This is a genomic window from Streptomyces ipomoeae 91-03 (genome assembly GCF_000317595.1).
GTDB lineage: Bacteria > Actinomycetota > Actinomycetes > Streptomycetales > Streptomycetaceae > Streptomyces > Streptomyces ipomoeae.
This window is the reverse complement of the sequence record NZ_AEJC01000687.1, coordinates 1-18705: the sequence shown is the minus strand read 5'-3', so window position 1 is coordinate 18705 and position 18705 is coordinate 1. Positions and strand designations below refer to the sequence as shown.

Genomic DNA, 18705 nt, shown 5'->3' with positions numbered 1-18705 from the left:
CGCCGTCATCTGAGCCGTACGACCATGAAGGTCGGGCGACCTTAGGTCAGGCCTGCTCGGCCTCGGCGGCCGGAGCCTCGGCAGCGGCCTCCGCGGGGGCCGCCTCCGCGGCGGGGGCCTCGGCGGCGGCGGGGGCCTCCTCGGCCTTCTTCTCGCCCTCGAGGAGGTCGCGCTCCCACTCGGCGAGCGGCTCGCCCGCGGCCTTCTCGCCCTTCTCGCCGGTGGCGACGCCGGAGCGGGCGATGAGGCCCTCGGCGACGGCGTCGGCGATCACACGGGTGAGCAGGGTGACGGAGCGGATCGCGTCGTCGTTGCCCGGGATCTTGTAGTCGACCTCGTCGGGGTCGCAGTTGGTGTCGAGGATCGCGACGACCGGGATGTTGAGCTTCCGGGCCTCACCGACCGCGATGTGCTCCTTCTTGGTGTCCACGATCCAGACGGCGCTGGGCACCTTCTGCATCTCGCGGATACCGCCGAGGGTCTTCTCCAGCTTGGCCTTCTCGCGCGAGAGCACGAGAAGCTCCTTCTTGGTCAGACCGGAGGACGCGACGTCCTCGAAGTCGATCTGCTCAAGCTCCTTGAGGCGCTGCAGACGCTTGTAGACGGTCGAGAAGTTGGTGAGCATGCCGCCCAGCCAGCGCTGGTTGACGTAGGGCATGCCGACGCGGGTGGCCTGCTCGGCGATGGCCTCCTGCGCCTGCTTCTTCGTGCCGACGAACATGACCGTGCCGCCGTGGGCGACGGTCTCCTTGACGAACTCGTAGGCGCGGTCGATGTACGACAGCGACTGGAGCAGGTCGATGATGTAGATGCCGTTGCGCTCGGTGAAGATGAAGCGCTTCATCTTCGGGTTCCAGCGACGGGTCTGGTGACCGAAGTGGACGCCGCTCTCCAGCAGCTCCCGCATCGTGACGACGGCCATGGCCGTATCTCCTTGAATTTCTCGGTTATGCCGCGGATGCCGGACGGCTCCCGCGCCTGACGCCCACGACGCGCCGTGCCACGAAGGACCGAGGGGCGCTGATACGGACCGTCTCCGGACCTCGTATCGGGGCGTGCGAAGTCGACCCGGTGACCCGGATCGCCATCAGAAGTGTACGGGACCCAAGAGGCCCCGGGTGACGCCGATATCCACAACTGCCGAGTACTCCACAGCCCTCGGCCATGTTCCGGCCACCCGCGGGACGCTTCCCGCATGCCTCACAAGACTCTCGCTGCGGCGCGGCGACACCTGCGCACATGGCCGGCACTGTTGTTGTGTCTGACGGTGGCCTTCCTGCTCACGGCCTGGACACCGACGCCACGAGCCGCCCCCGCCCCACCCCCATCGGGCACCGAGGAGCCCGTCCCCGCCATCGGCCGGTCCTGGCCCGTGGGCCTCCGCCCTCTGGTGGTCCACGCCTGGGACCCCCCGCCCACCCCCTACGCCCGAGGCCACCGAGGTGTCGACCTTTCCGCCCCATCGGGCTCCCCCGTACGAGCGATCGCCCCGGGCCGGGTCTCTTTCGCGGGCCGAGTGGCGGGCAGAGGAGTCGTCTCGATCGAACTGAGGGGAACGGGCGAGCCACCCCTGCGCACGACGTACGAACCGGTACGCCCATCGGTCCAGAAGGGTGACGAGGTGGCAGCAGGCGATGTCCTGGGCACCCTGGAGCCCTCCCCCTCCCACTGCCCAACCGCCTGCCTGCACTGGGGCCTGCGCCGAGGGGACACATACCTGAACCCACTGTCGCTGCTACCGCCGTGGCTCCTCCGGAGTGGCCCGTCACGCCTGCTCCCGGTCCCGGCATAACCGACCCGGCCTGCCGGCCCCGGCGCAGCCGCTACTACCGCTGCCTCAGCCGCGGCCGTCGTGCCGCCGAGCGCAATGGCCGTACATGGCTGCGGGCAGTCGTGCGGCACGCGCCGGCAGGCGCAACCCCGGCTCCGCCCGGCAACGGCCACCGGACGCCCGGAAACGGCGGCTCAGTCACACCACAGGACGCCCAATCCACGCAGGGCTCAACCCCGCACGCCCCTGAGAGCCATGGCCACAGCCGCGTCAATGATCGAGCCCGGCTCCTCCGCCGCCCCCAGCTCGATCCTCCGCACAGCCGCATCCACCACACCCTGCAACAGCATCGCGGCCAGCCGAGGCTCCGCATGCCCCAGTCCGCCCAACGCCTCCACGATCATCGCGACGAGCCCCCCATGCGCGGCCCGAATCTTCTCCCGGGCCCCCGCGTCCAACTCACTCGCCGAGATCGCCACCACGGCCCGATGCCGCCGATCCCCGACCAGCTCCAGCTGCGCACGGACGTACGCCTCGACCTTGCCCTCGGGCGAGTCGACCGCAGCCATCGCCGCCTCGACCTCCGCCGCCCACAAGGGAAAGTCGACCTCGCACAGCTCTTCGACCACGGCGGCCCGCGACCGGAAGTACTCGTACACGGACGACCGCGCCAGCCCCGTGCGCTCGGCGAGCGCCGGGAACGTCAACGCCTCCGTCCCGCCGTCGGACAACAGGGACCGAGCCGCGTCCAGCAGGGCGGCTCGCTGCATCGACCGGTGCTCGGCCACGGAGGCCGCTCGAATCCTTGGCACGTCAATCACTCTACGGACGGACCGCCACCCACGGGAGACGCTTCCCCCGACCGGCCCACCACAGAACCCCGCACACAGGCCATATCCAGCCAGGTCGGACCGCGTGTCGGAGCCCGACGAGCGAGCATCCGGCCGGTCGGCCGGACCGGGCTACGCCCGGCGTGTGGAGCGGTGCTGCCCCCGGTCCGGTCCGGTCGGCTCGGACCGGACTTCCAGCCGGCTCGCCCCCGGCACCCGGCCCCCGGCCCCCGGCCCCCGGCCCCCGGCACCCGACACCCAGCCGCGACGGCCCGCGCACCGGCCACCCCGGCCCGGCTCAGCGGCCGAAACTCGCCAGCTTCGCCCGCAGTTGGAGCACCGACTTGGTGTGGATCTGACTCACCCGGCTCTCGGTGACCCCGAGCACGTTCCCGATCTCGGCGAGGGTGAGCCCTTCGTAGTAGTAGAGCGTGACGACGGTCTTCTCCCGCTCGGGCAACGTGTTGATGGCCCGCGCCAGGAACCGCCGCAACTCCCGGTCCTCGGCCACCTCCACCGGATTGTCCGCGGCGGTGTCCTCCAGCGTGTCCATGAGGCTCAGGCGGTCCCCGCCCTCGCCGCCGACGTGCAGCAGCTCCTCCAGCGCCACCACGTTGGCCAGCGACAACTGGCTGAAGACGGAGTGGAGTTCGTCGACCGGGATGCCCATCTCGGCGGCGACCTCCCCCTCACTCGGGGTGCGTCTGAGCCGGGACTCCAGGGTGGCGTACGCCCGCTCCACGTTACGGGCCTTCTGTCGTACCGATCGGGGGATCCAGTCCAGCGCGCGCAGTTCGTCGATCATCGCGCCCCGGATCCGGGTGATCGCGTACGTCTCGAACTTGATCTCCCGGTCGATGTCGAACTTCTCGATCGCGTCGATGAGCCCGAAGACCCCGGACGAGACGAAGTCCGCCTGCTCGACATTGGCCGGCAGGCCGACGCTCACCCGGCCCGCGACGTACTTCACCAGGGGTGAGTAGTGGAGGATCAACTGCTCGCGCAGCCGTTCGTCGCCCGTCGTCTTGTATGTCCGCCACAGCTCGTCGAGTGTCGAGGGGGCGGGTGGGCGCACGGTGCCGCAAGCGGCGGACGGTACCGCCGCCCGGTCAGACCCGGAGGTGTGCTGGGGCATTCGTCGCCTTGTGCCGTTCTGCCGTGAACTGAGGGTGCCTGGGTGAGCTGTCGGTCTGATGTCGAGATGCCTGTCTGAGTCAGGGGTCCCTCGTGAGCGTAGCGTGACTGAGGAGTCGCAGTGCGCGAAGACAGGGGAGGCGCCGGTGCGCAGATACGTTCCGCTGAGCGCCCCCCAGTGTCATGACGGTCGCACTGTGTGACCGGATCGGGGCTCCAACTGCCGGAAACCACAAGGTTGTCGGGCGTTCCCCCGGACGGCCGAACACGCTCGGTCAACCCGGCCTCCGATCCGACGAAACGGAGATCATCGCCTGGCGTGTCAACTTCCAGCTGTCGCCATGTCGTTCGACGTAACCAAGTGACCGGAGTTCGTACAGCCTCCCGACCGCGTCGTCCGCCGTCGTCCCCGCGCCCCGGGCGATCTCGTCGACCGCCGCGGCGCCCCGCCCCGGCAACGCGGCCAGCACCTGCCGCGCGCCGGGCTCCAGCAGGTCACGCGGCAGCACCGGCCCCCGCCGGTCGGGCGCCAGCTCCCCGATGTCGCCCACCAGCTCGACGACCTCGGCGGCGTCGGACACGAGCACCGCGTCGCCCCGCAGCAACTCGTGCACCCCTGCCGAGAGGGCCGAGGTCGCGGGCCCGGGCACCCCCATGGTGAATCTCCCCAACCGCTGCGCTGCCCGCGCCGTGACCAGCGCGCCGCTGCGGTAGGCCGCCTCGACGACCACGGTGCCTCTGGTGAGGGCGGCGATGACCCGGTTCCGCAGGATGAACCGGCTCGGCGTCGGGTGGTCTCCTGGCGGCAATTCCCCCACCACGAGCCCCTGCTCCGCGATCCTGCTGATCAGCTGCACATGCCCTCGTGGATAGGGCCGGTCCACCCCGCAGGCCAGCACGGCGACGGTCGCCCCGCCGACCCCGAGCACCCCCCGGTGAGCGGCCCCGTCCACCCCGTACGCCCCGCCGGACACGACCACCCACCCCCGCTCGGCGAGCTCCGCCCCCAGCAGGGCCGCCATATGGGCCCCGTACTCCGTGCAGGCCCGCGCCCCCACGACGGCCACGGACCGCAAGGCCCACATCCGCACATTGGCCTTCCCCCGCACCCACAGCCCGACGGGCCGCCCGTCCCCGAGATCATCAAGCTGCCCGGGCCACTCGGTGTCCCCGGGCACGAGGAACCGTGCTCCGGATGCCTGCGCCCGGGCCAGATCCTCTTCGGGGTCGGCCCGCCCGGCGCGGGCGCACAGCCCCGTCCACCGTTTCTCCGATGCTCCCGGTGGTGGTCCCCCGTCCCCCGAGAGCCGCCGCACCAGCTCCCGGGCACCGAGTTCCCGCAACCAGCGCCCACCCAGTTCATCTCCCGGTTCGAGCACACGGGCGAGAAAGACACGGTCGAGTCGCTCGACGTCCGACACGCCGTCACCGGTCATCGCTCACCCACCCTGGAGTCGCGCACGCGGCCCTCATGTCAGCGCCCCGATCGCCATCGGCATCCCCCGCGGAACCCCAGTACGCAGTTGCAGGGCCAGGTTGACGTCTGCCGCGTCAGGACGGTCGTGGCCGACGAGATCGGCGATGGTCCACGCGACCCGCAGCACACGGTCCAGGCCGCGCGCGGTCAGCAACCCCCGTTCCAGACTCCGCTCGGCTTCGTCCATCGCGCCCGGCGCCGCGTGCCACCGGCTGCGCAGTTCACGCCCCGGCACCTCGCTGTTCGTCCGCCACAGGGTGCCCGCCAGCCGTAGGGCCGCCCGCTCCCGGGCGGCCCGCACACGCTCGGCCACCACCGCCGTGGACTCGCCCCTCGCAGCGCTCTGGGACAACTCGGAGCGCGTGACACGGTCGACCTCGACCCGGAGATCGACCCGGTCCAGCAGCGGCCCGGAGAGCCTCGCCTGGTAGCGGCGGATGGCGGCGGGCGGGCACTCGCACAGGTCGTCGGTCCGCGAGAAACGACCGCACGGGCATGGATTGGCCGCGAGGACCATCAGGAACTTCGCCGGGAACCGGACGACCCCCGCACTGCGCGCGATCACCACGTGCCCCGCCTCCAGAGGCTGTCGGAGCGCGTCCAGGGCCTGGCTGCTGAACTCGGGGGTCTCATCGAGGAAGAGCACCCCGCGATGGGCGAGCGACACCGCGCCCGGCCGTGCGACGCCCTGGCCGCCGCCCACGAGGGCCTGCATGGTGGCCGAGTGGTGCGGGGCGCAGTAGGGCGGCACATCGACCAGAGGCTTCCCGGCCGGCAGCAGGCCGGCGACCGAGTGCACGGCGGTGACCTCCAGGGACTCCTCCTTGGCGAGACTCGGCAGGATGGCCGGCAGCCGCTCGGCGAGCATCGTCTTGCCCGCGCCCGGTGGCCCCTCCAGGAAGAGGTGGTGTCCACCGGCTGCGGCGACCTCCACCGCGGTCCGTGCCGCGAGCTGGCCGACGACGTCGGCGAGGTCGTGCCCCTGGTCCTGCTGGGCGGCCCCCACGGTGTGCATTCCGGTGGCCGCCCCTGTGCCCGGCAGTCGCAGTCCTGCCATCAGGGGATCCGGGCGTCCCTCGTCGGGTTCCTCATCCGGCACCGGTTCGTCCGCGAGGACGGCGATCAGTTGCCGCAGTGTGCGCACGCCCAGGACCGAGACGCCCGGCACGAGCGAGGCCTCCGCGGCTGCGCACTCCGGCACCACCACTTGCTCGTAGCCCGCCTCGGCGGCGGCCAGCACCGCCGGCAGGATGCCCCGTACCGGCCGTACCCGTCCGTCGAGGCCCAGCTCGCCGATCATCACGATGTCCGAGAGCATCCGAGGGTCGATGCGCTCGGAGGCGCCCAGGACCGCACAGGCGACCGCGAGGTCGAATCCGCTGCCCGCCTTGGGTACCGACGCGGGACTGAGCCCCACGGTGAGCTTCTTCTGCGGCCACTCGGCGCCGGAATTGACCACCGCCGCCCTGACCCGGTCCTTGCTCTCGGTCAGACTCTTGTCCGGCAATCCCACCAGCGTGAACGCGGCGACCCCCGGTTCCAGATCGGCCTGGACCTCGACGATCACGCCCTCGACACCGACGAGCGCCACGGAGCATGTACGGGCGAATCCCATCAGGCCACCCCCCGTACGTGCTCCACGACGGGTGCGCCGCGCTCGGGGAGGACGACGCCCACGACGTCGATGCGGACGCCTCCCGGTGGGGCCCCGCCGTGTTCCTGCAGCCAGCGTTCGGCGAGCCCACGCAGTCGGTCGGCCTTCGTGGGGGTCACGGCGGCCATGGGGTGTTCGAACGCGCCGGCCCTGCGGGTCTTGACCTCGCAGACGACCAGCGCGTCCCCGTCCCGGGCCACGATGTCGATCTCACCGGTCCTGCCGCAGCGCCAGTTGCGCTCCAGGACCGTCATCCCGGCCTCGGTCAGCCGCCGTGCGGCCAGCTCCTCGCCGTACCTGCCGAGTGCACCTCGTGCGTTCACACCTCGTGCGTTGCTCATGTCGGCACCACCTCCGGCGCCAACACTGAGGGCGACTCGGCCCGCTATTGGATCTTGGTGGACAACTGGACGATTGTGGATAACTTCGTCACCCACACGAATGACATCCACAACAGCCGATGCCGCCTGCGGCCCGACGACGGCGAGAGCCTCAGCTGCCCGGCAGCTCCAGATCGCTCTTGTTCAGCTCCTCAATGTTCACGTCCTTGAACGTGAGCACCCGGACCTGCTTCACGAACCGGGCCGGCCGGTACATGTCCCACACCCAGGCGTCCGCCATGGACACCTCGAAGAACACCTCGCCCTGGACCGAGTGCACCTGCATCTCGTAGTCATTCGTGAGGTAGAAGCGCCGCTCGGTCTCGATCACGTATTTGAACAGACCGACGACATCGCGGTACTCCCGGTAGAGCTTCAGCTCCATCTCGGTCTCGTACTTCTCGAGGTCCTCGGCGCTCATGGCATGTTCCCCTTCAGCCGTGCGATCCCACCATTGTGCGCCAGCCCCGCACGCCTCTAGACAATTTCGGTGTCCAGGACCACGGGTTTGGCCGGGGGACCCTCGTCGAGCAGTGTGCGCAGCAGTTCGGCGAGTCTGGTCGGGTACACCGTCTCATGCGCCCGGGCCAGTTCTCCGCACGTCCACCAACGTGCTCCGGCGACGCTGCGTCGTTCCAGCTCCGTCAACCGGGCCGCGGCGGTCACCGTCTGGGCGGTACGGGCCAGGTAATACCACTCGTCCTGGTCCCAGCGGCGCCCGGCGAAGGGGAAGGAGCACACCCGCTGCCAGAGCACGGGCCCCAGCTCGACGTCCGTGATTCCGGTCTCCTCGGCGAGTTCCCGCAGCGCGGCCTCCTCACGAGTCTCCGCGCCCTCAACACCGCCGCCGGGGGTGAACCACCAGTCGTCCGCCGGATCGTCCGGTTCGTGCCCGTGCAGCAGCAGGATGCGGTCCTGCGGATCCAGCAGGATCACCCGGGCCACCTTGCGCAGCCCGCCCTCGTACGTGTCCTCGACGGCGCCCCCGGCATCGGGGCCACCGCCGTACGAGCCGTGCTGCTGGTCGTACGAACCGAACGTGCCGTTCGACGGTTCAGCCGACACCGGCCGGCTCCGGCTTCTGCTGCTGGGGACGGCCGCCCAGTCGCTTGGCGATCGGCCCGTAGGCCGCGCCGCCCAGAACGAGCACCATGCCCACCAGGAGCGCGGCCGTGATCAGCCGCAGCGGACCGGGCGAGGACAGCGCACCGAGCTTCTCGAAGCCCGTGGGGCGGGCCAGCATGCCGTCCATGGGCCAGACGACGGCGTCTACGCGGGCGTCCACGTTGGCGCGCGGCACGGTGCCCTGACCGGCCTCCGTGAGGTGGGCGGTGGAGTCCAGGGAGCCGCTGCGTTCGTCGCCGAGGAGGAAGAGCCGGCCCTTGGGGACGGTGATCTCGGGGATGCCGCTCAGCTCTGCGTCCTCGCCCTGAGGCAGATAGGCCTCGTCGATCTTCTCGCCGTTGACGGTCAGCTTGCCGTCGGTGCAGCAGGCGACCGTGTCACCGCCGACCGCGACGACCCGCTTGACCATGGGCGCGTTGCCCCAGGTCTCCTCCCGGAAGACCACGACGTCACCGCGCTTGATCTCGCTGCCGTCGATCCGCTCGGCCAGGATGCGGTCCCCGGAGGTGATGGTGGGGGACATGGAGTCGGTCGGCACGGTGTAGGGCTGGTAGACGATCGCGCCCCAGACGAAGCCGCCCAGGAAGAGCACACAGCCGAGGGCCACGGCCAGTCCCGACAGCGTGCTGCCGAGCCGTCCGCGGCCCTCGTCCGTACGGCGTGTGGTCCCGCTCATCCCAGTGCTCCCCCAAGTCGGAGATTCGACCTGCCGGGGCCCCTGTGGGTCTCGGAAGGTCGGCGATCTGGGACGGCACCCTACCCGGCGGTACCCGTGCCAGAAACCCTCGGGCCCTCGGTGGCCAGAAGGCGGCGCCGGCGCCACAGCACCAGCGGCACCGCGCCCGCGAGGCCGAGCGCGCCGGGGGCGGCGGCGCTCAGGTTCTGGTCGAAGGTGTCGGGAACCGGCAGCGTGGACCAGCGGGTGGGCGGCCAGGCGACCACGATGGCGCGGCCCACGACCTGGCCCACGGGGACCATGCCGTCGTTCTTGTCGTTCTGGTGGTAGCGGGAGTCCAGCGAGTTCTGCCGGTGGTCGCCCATCACCCAGATTTTGCCCTCGGGCACCTTCACCTTGAACTGGCCGCCGGTGTCGTCGACGGTGCAGGGGGTGTTGCCCGGGTACACGTACGGCTCGTTGAGGGCCTTGCCGTTGACCTTGAGCGGGCCCGTGCCGTCGCACTCCACGGTGTCGCCCGCGACACCGATGACGCGCTTGATGAGGTCCTTCTCCTCGGCGGACGGCATCAGGCCGATCCAGCCGAGGACCCGCTGCACGGCGTTGGGCTCGACGGTGGGCTCGCCGTCCAGCCAGCCGGCCGGGTCGTGGAAGACGACGACCTCGCCACGCTCGGGCTCGGAGCCGAACCACGGGGTGAGCTTGTCGACCAGGACCCGGTCGCCCTGCTGCAGGGTGTTCTGCATCGAGTCCGAGGGGATGGAGAACGCCTGTACCAGGAAGGTCTTGATCAGCAGCGCGAGGACCAGCGCGATACCGATCAGGATCGGCAGTTCCTTCCAGAAGGAACGCTGCTTCTTCTTGGGCCCCTGGCCCTGCTCGCCGTCGTCGGCAGAGGTCCGGGCGGTTTCCGCGCCGCTCTCGCCGTCCGCTCCGTCCGGGGAGTCACTCCCGGCGGACAGGGAACCCTCGGGACTCACGACGTCCTCCGCGGCCGGGGAAGCCGCCTCGTCGGGCCGCTCCGGCCGTTCTTCGGAACCACCATGTCCGGATCGTGCGCCGACCGCCAAATCCCCCACATCCACTCCTCACGCCGTACCGCCGCCCGCGCCACATCCGGTGCAGGCCCACCACTCCCATAACGAGCGGGAGTTCCGCAGGGGTCGGGAGGGGGATCAATCCGTTTCGATCCGCGGAGGCCACCCTATGCGAAGCGCCGAGGACCGCGGTCGATCCGCTCGGCACGGCGGCGAATGTGTCCGGTTCCTCCAACTGCCCCCAGTGGCCGACGGGCCAGGCGATGACCACGGCCCGCCCGACGACGGACTCCTCGGAGACCGTACCGCCGTACTGGGCCGTACTCGACGTGTCGTTCTGGTGGGCACGTGAGTCGGCGGAGTTCTCCCGGTGGTCACCCATGACCCAGAGGCGGCCCTGCGGCACGGTCACCTCGAACTGCTGGAGGGACGGTTTGTTGCCGGGGTGGATGTATGCCGTCTCGTCCAGCGGCATGCCGTTGACCGTGACGCGGCCCTGGACGTCGCAGCACTTGACGGTGTCGCCGCCGACCGCGACGACCCGCTTGATCAGGTCCTGCTCGTCGTCGGACGGGAGCAGTCCGATGAACTGGAGGCCTTCTTTTATCTGCTTGATGACGATCGGATCGTCCGCCGAGGTCGTCGTCTGCTCGTCCTCCAGCCAGCCGCCGGGGTCCTTGAAGACGACGACGTCGCCACGGGTCGGCTTGGAGCCGAACCAGGGGGTGAGCTTGTCGACCAGGACCCGGTCGCCGATCTGGATCGTCTGCTCCATGGAGCCCGACGGGATCACGAAGGCCTGGACGAGGAACGTCTTGAGGACCAGCGCTATGAGAACGGCGACACCGACCAGGAGCGGGATCTCCTTGACCGCCGAACGGCGCCTGCGCCGCTTGATCTTGCGGGCGAGTTTGCGCCGCTCGACCCGGCTCGGCCGGGCCGCGCCACCGGCCCGTCGGGTGCCGGTGGGCAACAGGCCGTCGGCGGCGGAGCTCGGCGCCCCGCGGGGTTTGCCACGGTTACCCATGCGCACCGCCGACGGCGGGCACGCGCGCGTAGGCGCCCGGGCGGTCCAGTCGGGCCCAGTGGTCGGCAGGCCAGATGATCCAGCCGGCCCTGCCGATCACGGCGTCGAGGGGGACCATGCCGCCACCGGGGGATCCCAGATGGTCGCGGGAGTCACTGGAGTCGCTGCGGTGGTCGCCGAGGACGAACAGACGCCCTTCGGGTACGACCACGTCGAAAGGCACGTTGGACGGGCTGTCCCCGGGGTACAGAAACGACGACTCGTCGACCCACCGGCCGTTCACCTCAAGCCTCCCCTCCTGGTCGCAACAGACCACCCGGTCTCCCCCCACGCCGACAACGCGCTTGATGTAGTCGGCGTTCCCGAAGTAGCCGGTGCCGTCGAACACGACGACGTCACCGCGCTGCGGCTCAGATCCGAAACGGTACGCCAACTTATTTACGAGAACTCGGTCCCCGATCCTCAATGAGTTCTCCATGGAGCTGCTGGGAATCTGGAACGGCTGCATCACAAAGTTGCTGAAGAGCGCCAGAAAAAGCAGGCAGATCAACACGGTCAGGGTGTAACGACCGCCGGGGACCCAGTCGGCGGTCCTGCCCAGCAACACGAAACGCGACCGACCCTCCGGCCGCTCTGTGTCCGAGATCTCCTCGGAGCGAGCCGAGGGCGATGCCTTCTCGGCTCCAGAAGGGCGGGAGGAGCGGTCGCGCTCCATGTGCTGCTGTGCTTCGGTGTCCATCGGGGCCAGATCGTATCCGGCCCCGAGGACGCCTGAGCGCGCGCTCAGTTCTCGCGCTTCTCCTTGATCTTCGCCGCCTTGCCGCGCAGGTCGCGCAGGTAGTACAGCTTGGCGCGACGGACGTCACCGCGCGTGACGAGCTCGATCTTCTCGACGATCGGGGTGTGCACCGGGAAGGTGCGCTCGACGCCGACGGAGAACGAGACCTTGCGGACCGTGAAGGTCTCGCGGACACCGGAGCCCTGGCGACGGATCACAACGCCCTTGAACTGCTGCACACGGGAGCGGTTGCCCTCGATGACGCGGACGTGGACGTTGACGGTGTCACCCGGGCGGAAGGCCGGGATGTCGCTGCGCAGCGACGCGGAGTCGACGGAGTCGAGCAGGTGAGACATTTCGTCTGCTTTCTTCGCCCATGCCACAGGTCATGAGCGGGAGCTAGGTGTTTCGAGAGGATGCTGTCCGTGTCGGGGCGGGCGTCGTGTCCCCCTGTGGCAGGGGCGCGCGCCGGACGACGCACAACAGCGACCTATTCTTCCACGCCCTCCACCCGGCGCCAAAATCGGCCGTACGGCTCTCCCTCGGGGTCCGGGGCCCAGCCCAGGATGGAGAGCATCTCCCGGTCCTTCTTGTCGAACGCCTTGGGGTCGCAGCGCTCGATGAGGTCGGGCCGGTGGACGGTCGTACGCTTCAGGGCCTCGTCCCGGCGCCAGCGCGCGATCTTCCCGTGGTGGCCGCTGAGCAGCACCTCCGGGATGTCCCGGCCGCGCCACTCGGGCGGCTTCGTGTAGACGGGCCCCTCCAGGAGGTTGGCCATGGCTCCGGGCGCGAAGGAGTCGTCGCGGTGGGACTCGGCGTTGCCGAGGACGCCGGGCAGCAGCCGGGCCACGGCCTCCGTGATCACGAGGACGGCCGCCTCGCCGCCGGCGAGCACGTAGTCGCCGATGGACACCTCATGGACGGGCATCCGGGTGGCGTACTCGTCGACGACCCGGCGGTCGATGCCCTCGTAGCGCGCCGGCGTGAAGACCAGCCAGGGGCGCTCGGACAGTTCGACGGCGAGTTCCTGCGTGAACGGACGGCCGCTGGGAGTGGGGACGATGAGCGCGGGCTCGTGGGAACCCGTCTCGTAGCCGTCGGCGAGGACGGAGTCCAGGGCGTCACCCCAGGGGTCGGTCTTCATGACCATGCCCGGGCCACCGCCGTACGGCGTGTCGTCGACCGTGTTGTGCCGGTCGTACGTCCAGGAACGCAGATCGTGCACATGGACGTTCAGTTGTCCACGCGCGCGTGCCTTGCCGACGAGCGAGACGTTCAGGGGTTCGAGGTACTCGGGGAAGATCGTGACGACGTCGAGCCGCATCAGGCCTCGTCTCCGGTCGAGTCCGTGGAGTCCGTGGAGTCCGTGGTGTCCCCGGTGGATTCCCCCGCGGCGTCCCTGGCGGACGCGGTCTCCGCACGGTCGTCGATGAGACCCGGCGGCGGGTCGATGATCGCCCGCTGCTCCGCGAGATCGATCTCGGTGACGATCTCCTCGACGAACGGGATCATCACCTCGCTCCCGTCGGACCGCTCGACGATGAAGAGGTCCTGGGAGGGCAGGTGCGAGATCTCGGTGATCCGGCCCACCTCCACCCCGTCCTTGGTCACAACGTCGAGGTCGATGAGCTGGTGGTCGTAGTACTCGTCCTCTTCCTCCGGCAGCTCCTCCGGGTCCACCTCCGCGATCAGCAGGGTGTTGCGGAGGGCTTCGGCGGCGTTACGGTCGCGGACGCCCTCGAAGCGCAGGAGCAGCCGGCCGCTGTGCACCCGGCCGGCCTCGATGGTGAGCGGACCCGTCGAGGTGGGGTCCGTGAGCAGAACGGCGCCGGGGGCGAGCCGGAGTTCCGGCTCGTCGGTGCGGACCTCGACGGTGACCTCGCCCTTGATGCCGTGGGCACGGCCGATCCGTGCGACTACGAGCTGCACTGTGCTTGATCTCCTGTGGTTACGACGACGAGCCGGCGGCTCATACGACTACGGGCCGGGGACGGCCCAGTGGCCCTCCCCGGCCCGAGCCGGTACTACTCATGCGTCAGCGGACGTGGTCCACATCGACCAGGTCGACACGGACACCGCGGCCGCCGATGGCGCCCACGACGGTGCGCAGAGCGCGGGCGGTACGGCCGTTGCGACCGATCACCTTGCCGAGGTCGTCGGGGTGGACCCGGACCTCGAGGACGCGCCCGCGACGCAGGTTGCGCGAGGCGACCTGTACGTCGTCGGGGTAGTCGACGATGCCCTTGACGAGGTGCTCGAGAGCCTCCTCGAGCATGCTCAGGCCTCGGTCGACTCAGACGAAGAGGACTCGGCCGCGGCCTCGTCCTTCTTCTCCGCCTTCTTCTTCTGGGTGATCGCCTCACCCTTGCCCTCGTCGTCGCCGCCGAGAGCCTCGAAGGACGGACGCGCGGACTTCGGCTCGGCGACGAGCAGCGGCGCCGGGGCGGGCTCGCCCTTGAACTTCTGCCAGTCGCCGGTCTTCTTCAGAATGGCGAGCACGGGCTCGGTCGGCTGCGCGCCGACACCCAGCCAGTACGCGACACGGTCCGCGTCGACCTCGATGACCGACGGGTTGTACGTCGGGTGGTACTTGCCGATCTCCTCGATCGCACGGCCGTCACGACGGGTACGGGAGTCGGCGACGACGATGCGGTAGTGAGGCGAACGGATCTTGCCCAGACGCTTCAGCTTGATCTTGACTGCCACGGGAGTGGGTTCTCCTGGATTTGACGTGGTTGGGCACGGCGAGAAGGCCGCGTGGGGTTGCGGTACCCGAGTGCCCGATGGACGCGTCAGCCGGAGGAGAGAGGGGTCCTGTGCGGCTGTCGAGTACAGCTAGCCATTCTGCCACACCCTGCGGGTCGCTTTTGGCCGAGGGGACGGCGGGCTGCGTTTGGGCACGGCTGAGAGGCACCCGGCGCCTCGGGTGCCGTCGAGATGGGTCGCGCAACCCGGCGCGCACAGGGTGCCGCTGCGCCCACCCGTGCCGCCCCAGCGGCACGACTGCCCGCAGCCAACAGCGCGGTTGCAGCGGCACCCTCGGCGATGCCGACGACCGAGCTGTGTACGGCTGCCACGAGCAGCCGTCTTCTCAGCTCGCCGTCCCCTCAGGCCGCGCCCACGACCTCCGGGATCCGGAACGGCTTTCCGCAGCCGCCACAGACGATGGGGGCCTGGGCCAGTACGGACGGGACGACCCGGACGTTGCGACCGCAGTCGCAGACGGCCTTGACGCGGACCCCGCCGCCGGAGGAGCCATGGCGGGCGGCCGGCCCCCGGAAGCTGCGGGCCGTGTCCGCGGACGTCGCGGCCGTGTGGGCCTTGAGCGCGCGCTGCAGTCTGTCGATGGTCGGGCGGTAGCGACGCTTCGCCTCGGCGTTGAGGGTGACCAGCGAGAAGCCGCTGCTGGGGTGCGGTTCCTCCGGGTGGTCGAGGCCGAGTTCCTCGGCGATCGCGAGGAATCTGCGGTTGTGGTACCGGCCGGCCCGGGAGGTGTCGCGGACTCCGCGAGCGGCGGCGATGCCATGGACTGCCTCATGGAGCAGTCGCTCGAAGGAGAGTTCGTGCCCGCAGGCGGACGACGACTCTCCGATCAGGGACTCGGGAGCGGCAAGATCCGGCAGCTCGGGGTGGTACCGCTGAATGTCGGCCCACGCCTGTGCCAGCTCTGCGGCGAGAACAGGTGGTGTCTGTGTCGTGCTCACGTAATGACAACGAGCCTGAGGGCCCCTGTGTTCCGATTCCGGGGCATCCCAAATAATTTGCACGTACCCGTCAGTTGCCGCTAGTGCGTCCTGACGAGGGCGGGTGCGCTGATCTGCGGAGAAGCCTCACAGCTCCCACCAAGGCGGTACGTAGTGGCACGTACGTCCACCCGTCTCCCACCACCGCCCTCAACGGAGGCCCTATCGGGCCGCCCCTCTTGACAGACGCGTAGACACCGTCCGTGCGCCGGGGCACCTGTGGTCGTCAGATGCGCAAGGGGCGTTTCAGCCGCTCTCCCGACGGAACGGATCGCTCTAGTAAGCGCGCGCCACGACAGCGACGTTACCGGGTGCGTCATAGGAGTCGGGCACCGACCCGTCCTCGGCAACCAGACACCGTACGGTCACCGCGTGCTCCCCGAGCTCGGCCTCGCCCTCCTCGCCGAGGGCCGACCAGGCGATACGGGCCCAGCCGCCGGCCGTGGCGGCCTCGATGGCCTCGCCGATCGTCGACACCTCCGTCGTACGGGACTCGCGGCGCTCCCGCGACTGCCTCAGGAGCAGCGCCTGGTCCTCCTCCAGGATCGCCGGCAGCATCTCCGGAAGGGCATCCAGGGCCACCGGTTCCTTGCCTCCGGGGATGCGGCGGGCCAGCATCGCGGTGCCGTTCTCCAGGTCACGGGGCCCGACCTCGATACGTACGGGGATGCCCTTGAGTTCCCAGTCGACGGCGCGGCGACCGAACGGGACATCCGTGCGGTCGTCCACCTGGACACGCACGCCCGCTGCCCTCAGCCGGTCGCCGAGCTCGCGGACCTTGGCCAGAACCGCGTCGTCGCCCTTGATCGCGAGGACGACGGCCTGGATGTGGGCCAGCCGGGGCGGGACGCGCAGGCCGTCGTCGTCGCCGTGCATCATCACCAGGGCGCCGATCATGCGGGTGGTGGAGCCCCAGGAGGTCTGCCAGACCAGCTCCTGCTGTCCTTCCCTGGACAGATAACGGGTGTTGAAGGCCTTGGCGAAGTTCTGGCCCAGTTCGTGGCTGGTGGCCATCTGAAGGGCCTTGCCGTCGCCCATCATGCCTTCGAGGGTGAGGGTGTTGATGGCGCCCGCGAAACGCTCCTTGACGGTCTTGCGCCCGGGGACGACGTCCATGGCGAGGACGTTCACCATGAAGTCCTCGTAGACCTCCCGATGGATGTGCGCGGCGAAGTCGCGCGCCTCCTCGTACGTCGCGTGCGCCGTGTGGCCCTCCTGCCAGAGGAATTCGCTGGTGCGGAGGAAGAGGCGGGGACGCAGCTCCCAACGGACCACGTTCGCCCACTGGTTGATCAGCAGCGGCAGATCGCGGTAGCTCTGCACCCACTTCGAGAAGTAGTCGTTGATGATCATCTCGGAGGTGGGACGGACCACGGCGGGCTCTTCGAGCTCCTTGCCGCCGCCGTGCGTCACCACGGCCAGCTCGGGCGCGAAACCCTCGACGTGCTCGGCCTCTTTGGTGAGGTAGGACTGCGGGATCAACAGCGGGAAATAGGCGTTCTGCGTGCCCGTCTCCTTGATCCGCGCGTCCATCTCCTGCTGCATCCGCTCCCACAGCCCGTACCCGTACGGTCGGATCACCATGGTGCCGCGCACCGGCCCGTTGTCCGCCATTTCGGCCTTGGCGATCAGATCCTGGTACCAGCGCGGAAAGTCGTCCGCCCGGCGTGTGAGAACGGGTGCTTTTGCCATGGCGCGATGCTACGTGGCCACATTGCGGGGATGTGAATTCTTTTTGCCCGGGCACAGACAACCGCAAGCCGGTGTCCGAGACCTCTGGACGACTCGTCGGACGCGGAGTTATCTGGCATACGGGGGGAGTGCGAGCGCACTGCCACGGGGGCCCAGCAAAAGGGCACAGCGGCAACTCTCGGCGGATTGGGGCGCTTTCATATGACACCTACGCTCGTGCGGCAGCGACTGCCTCGCGCGGGGTCCGCACCTCGCGTGGACCAGTGTGCACGCGCGCGTGACTGGGCCGAGATCCAGGAACGGATGCTGGTTCCGCTCTACGAGGCGGTCTACCGACGGCTCGACGTGGGCGCCGGCACCCGACTGCTCGGCCTCGGCTGCGGGTCGGGGCTGGCGCTGTTGATGGCGGCGTCGCGGGGCGCCGCGGTCACCGGCGTCGACGCATCATCGCCCGAAAGGATGACGCTCGCACGGGAGCGACTGCTACCGGGAGGGTGGGGCGCACCCACGCGCGTTGACGCCCGGGTCGTCAACGGCGCCCCCGAGGACGCGGCCGGCGCCCCCGGCGACCCGCCGTACAACCTCGTGACCGCCTTCGAGCCGATCGGCTGCCTGGCCGGCGACTCCGAGGGCCTCGGCGAGCTCCTCACCGCCGCGACGCCGCTCGCGGAGCACGGCACCCCCGTGGTCCTCGCCGGCTGGGGTCCACCGGAACGCTGCACCACCTCCGGGGTGCTCCGTGTCGCCATGAAGCTCGCCGACCGCGTGCACGGCACGGGCAGTTGGCGCCCGGCCCTCCGCGACGACCTGGAGGAGGTCGCCCAGCGGGCCGGCCTGAAGCCCGACGGCTCCGGACGCGTGGCCTGCCCCTTCGGGTACGCCAACGTGGACAACGCGGTACGCGGGCTGCTGTCGACCGGGCTGTTCGACGCGGCGATCGCGGCCACCGACCAGGACCAGGTCGACAAGGAGGTGGCTGAGGCCCTGCAACCGCACCGCCGCCACGACGGCACGGTGTGGATGCCGAACGTGTTCCGCTATCTGATCGCGCGGACGCCCTGAGGCCAGGGGCGCGCCCTGAGGGCCAGAGGCACCTTGAGTACCGTCGGCACCGCGTGAGGCCCACGGGCGCCGTCAGGCCCACGGGGCACCGTGAGGAGTGCGAACGCCCGGGGGGTTTCGGGGATCCCCTGAGAAGGTCTTCGAGACTTTCGCCCGATGCGGGTGTGAATGGTGTGAAGAAAACCGGCCGGTAGAACTTTCCCTTGGCCAAGTGCCGCACCGGCCCCATAGCCTGACGCACCAGCCAGGGGAACAACACCACTGCGTACGGGAGTTGCCAGCAGAAGCACTACGAGCGACACCACACACATGCCGTCCA

General features: G+C 69.8%; 21 protein-coding genes. 2 read left to right on the top strand and 19 right to left on the bottom strand.

Annotated features, from left to right (window positions below; all coding sequences use genetic code 11):
• Positions 1 to 46: 46 nt before the first annotated feature.
• Positions 47 to 922 carry a 30S ribosomal protein S2 gene (gene rpsB / locus STRIP9103_RS45095; RefSeq protein ID WP_009344330.1) on the bottom strand — a complete coding sequence of 292 codons (876 nt, stop codon included), beginning with the start codon at positions 920 to 922 and terminating at the stop codon, positions 47 to 49.
• A gap of 273 nt (positions 923 to 1195) precedes the next feature.
• On the opposite strand from rpsB, the gene STRIP9103_RS48185 reads away from it, so the two are divergent.
• Positions 1196 to 1792 carry a murein hydrolase activator EnvC family protein gene (locus STRIP9103_RS48185; protein WP_078614282.1) on the top strand — a complete coding sequence of 199 codons (597 nt, stop codon included), beginning with the start codon at positions 1196 to 1198 and terminating at the stop codon, positions 1790 to 1792.
• A 209-nt stretch (positions 1793 to 2001) separates the two neighbouring features.
• Here STRIP9103_RS48185 and STRIP9103_RS45090 read toward each other — a convergent pair whose 3' ends face one another.
• The 18 genes from STRIP9103_RS45090 to proS form a co-directional block, all read right to left on the bottom strand.
• Positions 2002 to 2559 (bottom strand): TetR/AcrR family transcriptional regulator, encoded by a 558-nt coding sequence (locus STRIP9103_RS45090; RefSeq protein WP_009344329.1) that lies wholly within the window; start codon positions 2557 to 2559, stop codon positions 2002 to 2004.
• 340 nt (positions 2560 to 2899) lie between these two features.
• Positions 2900 to 3736, bottom strand: coding sequence for an RNA polymerase sigma factor WhiG (gene whiG, locus STRIP9103_RS45085; protein WP_009344318.1), 837 nt, complete (start codon positions 3734 to 3736; stop codon positions 2900 to 2902).
• 274 nt (positions 3737 to 4010) lie between these two features.
• A complete protein-coding gene (dprA, locus tag STRIP9103_RS45080) occupies positions 4011 to 5171 on the bottom strand; it encodes a DNA-processing protein DprA (RefSeq protein WP_048822384.1) in 1161 nt (386 codons plus the stop codon).
• Between the two features lie 33 nt (positions 5172 to 5204).
• Positions 5205 to 6827, bottom strand: a complete 1623-nt coding sequence (locus STRIP9103_RS45075; RefSeq protein ID WP_009344308.1) for a YifB family Mg chelatase-like AAA ATPase — start codon at positions 6825 to 6827, stop codon at positions 5205 to 5207.
• On the bottom strand, positions 6827 to 7207 hold the full coding sequence (locus STRIP9103_RS45070) for a YraN family protein (protein WP_086019412.1): 381 nt from the start codon (positions 7205 to 7207) through the stop codon (positions 6827 to 6829). The genes STRIP9103_RS45075 and STRIP9103_RS45070 overlap by 1 nt, the downstream gene beginning before the upstream one ends.
• Positions 7208 to 7358: 151 nt before the next feature.
• Positions 7359 to 7667 carry a DUF2469 domain-containing protein gene (locus tag STRIP9103_RS45065; protein WP_005311352.1) on the bottom strand — a complete coding sequence of 103 codons (309 nt, stop codon included), beginning with the start codon at positions 7665 to 7667 and terminating at the stop codon, positions 7359 to 7361.
• Positions 7668 to 7723: 56 nt separating this feature from the next.
• The gene (locus tag STRIP9103_RS45060; RefSeq protein ID WP_048822386.1) at positions 7724 to 8200 is read right to left on the bottom strand and encodes an NUDIX hydrolase; all 477 of its coding nucleotides are present in this window, start codon (positions 8198 to 8200) and stop codon (positions 7724 to 7726) included.
• A 100-nt stretch (positions 8201 to 8300) separates the two neighbouring features.
• The gene (lepB, locus tag STRIP9103_RS45055; protein ID WP_009344325.1) at positions 8301 to 9047 is read right to left on the bottom strand and encodes a signal peptidase I; all 747 of its coding nucleotides are present in this window, start codon (positions 9045 to 9047) and stop codon (positions 8301 to 8303) included.
• Between the two features lie 80 nt (positions 9048 to 9127).
• On the bottom strand, positions 9128 to 10027 hold the full coding sequence (gene lepB / locus STRIP9103_RS45050) for a signal peptidase I (protein WP_009344311.1): 900 nt from the start codon (positions 10025 to 10027) through the stop codon (positions 9128 to 9130).
• Complete coding sequence (lepB, locus tag STRIP9103_RS45045) at positions 9993 to 11111, bottom strand: signal peptidase I (RefSeq protein WP_048822382.1); 1119 nt, start codon at positions 11109 to 11111, stop codon at positions 9993 to 9995. Before lepB (STRIP9103_RS45045) ends, lepB (STRIP9103_RS45050) begins: the two co-directional genes overlap by 35 nt.
• Entirely contained in the window at positions 11104 to 11850 is a 747-nt protein-coding gene (gene lepB / locus STRIP9103_RS45040; RefSeq protein ID WP_009344323.1) for a signal peptidase I, read from the bottom strand. Before lepB (STRIP9103_RS45040) ends, lepB (STRIP9103_RS45045) begins: the two co-directional genes overlap by 8 nt.
• Before the next feature lie 44 nt (positions 11851 to 11894).
• Entirely contained in the window at positions 11895 to 12245 is a 351-nt protein-coding gene (rplS, locus tag STRIP9103_RS45035; RefSeq protein ID WP_030346458.1) for a 50S ribosomal protein L19, read from the bottom strand.
• 134 nt (positions 12246 to 12379) lie between these two features.
• On the bottom strand, positions 12380 to 13213 hold the full coding sequence (trmD, locus tag STRIP9103_RS45030) for a tRNA (guanosine(37)-N1)-methyltransferase TrmD (RefSeq protein ID WP_009344317.1): 834 nt from the start codon (positions 13211 to 13213) through the stop codon (positions 12380 to 12382).
• Entirely contained in the window at positions 13213 to 13818 is a 606-nt protein-coding gene (gene rimM / locus STRIP9103_RS45025; RefSeq protein WP_009344321.1) for a ribosome maturation factor RimM, read from the bottom strand. The genes trmD and rimM overlap by 1 nt, the downstream gene beginning before the upstream one ends.
• Before the next feature lie 106 nt (positions 13819 to 13924).
• On the bottom strand, positions 13925 to 14164 hold the full coding sequence (locus STRIP9103_RS45020) for an RNA-binding protein (protein WP_033526925.1): 240 nt from the start codon (positions 14162 to 14164) through the stop codon (positions 13925 to 13927).
• Between the two features lie 2 nt (positions 14165 to 14166).
• Positions 14167 to 14595, bottom strand: coding sequence for a 30S ribosomal protein S16 (rpsP, locus tag STRIP9103_RS45015; protein WP_009344320.1), 429 nt, complete (start codon positions 14593 to 14595; stop codon positions 14167 to 14169).
• A gap of 401 nt (positions 14596 to 14996) precedes the next feature.
• Positions 14997 to 15593, bottom strand: coding sequence for a hypothetical protein (locus STRIP9103_RS45010; protein WP_009344316.1), 597 nt, complete (start codon positions 15591 to 15593; stop codon positions 14997 to 14999).
• A gap of 315 nt (positions 15594 to 15908) precedes the next feature.
• Positions 15909 to 17324 (bottom strand): proline--tRNA ligase, encoded by a 1416-nt coding sequence (gene proS, locus STRIP9103_RS45005; RefSeq protein WP_009344326.1) that lies wholly within the window; start codon positions 17322 to 17324, stop codon positions 15909 to 15911.
• Between the two features lie 201 nt (positions 17325 to 17525).
• Here proS and STRIP9103_RS45000 point away from each other — a divergent pair, with 201 nt between their 5' ends.
• Positions 17526 to 18386, top strand: coding sequence for a methyltransferase domain-containing protein (locus STRIP9103_RS45000; RefSeq protein WP_199790630.1), 861 nt, complete (start codon positions 17526 to 17528; stop codon positions 18384 to 18386).
• Positions 18387 to 18705: the final 319 nt, after the last annotated feature.

Coding starts and splice junctions, on each gene's coding strand:
- rpsB (WP_009344330.1), bottom strand. CDS start 922: ATGGCCGTCGTCACGATGCGGGAGCTGCTGGAGAGCGGCGTCCACTTC.
- STRIP9103_RS48185 (WP_078614282.1), top strand. CDS start 1,196: ATGCCTCACAAGACTCTCGCTGCGGCGCGGCGACACCTGCGCACATGG.
- whiG (WP_009344318.1), bottom strand. CDS start 3,736: ATGCCCCAGCACACCTCCGGGTCTGACCGGGCGGCGGTACCGTCCGCC.
- dprA (WP_048822384.1), bottom strand. CDS start 5,171: ATGACCGGTGACGGCGTGTCGGACGTCGAGCGACTCGACCGTGTCTTT.
- STRIP9103_RS45075 (WP_009344308.1), bottom strand. CDS start 6,827: ATGGGATTCGCCCGTACATGCTCCGTGGCGCTCGTCGGTGTCGAGGGC.
- STRIP9103_RS45070 (WP_086019412.1), bottom strand. CDS start 7,207: ATGAGCAACGCACGAGGTGTGAACGCACGAGGTGCACTCGGCAGGTAC.
- STRIP9103_RS45065 (WP_005311352.1), bottom strand. CDS start 7,667: ATGAGCGCCGAGGACCTCGAGAAGTACGAGACCGAGATGGAGCTGAAG.
- lepB (WP_009344325.1), bottom strand. CDS start 9,047: ATGAGCGGGACCACACGCCGTACGGACGAGGGCCGCGGACGGCTCGGC.
- lepB (WP_048822382.1), bottom strand. CDS start 11,111: ATGGGTAACCGTGGCAAACCCCGCGGGGCGCCGAGCTCCGCCGCCGAC.
- lepB (WP_009344323.1), bottom strand. CDS start 11,850: ATGGACACCGAAGCACAGCAGCACATGGAGCGCGACCGCTCCTCCCGC.
- rplS (WP_030346458.1), bottom strand. CDS start 12,245: ATGTCTCACCTGCTCGACTCCGTCGACTCCGCGTCGCTGCGCAGCGAC.
- trmD (WP_009344317.1), bottom strand. CDS start 13,213: ATGCGGCTCGACGTCGTCACGATCTTCCCCGAGTACCTCGAACCCCTG.
- STRIP9103_RS45020 (WP_033526925.1), bottom strand. CDS start 14,164: ATGCTCGAGGAGGCTCTCGAGCACCTCGTCAAGGGCATCGTCGACTAC.
- proS (WP_009344326.1), bottom strand. CDS start 17,324: ATGGCAAAAGCACCCGTTCTCACACGCCGGGCGGACGACTTTCCGCGC.
- STRIP9103_RS45000 (WP_199790630.1), top strand. CDS start 17,526: ATGACACCTACGCTCGTGCGGCAGCGACTGCCTCGCGCGGGGTCCGCA.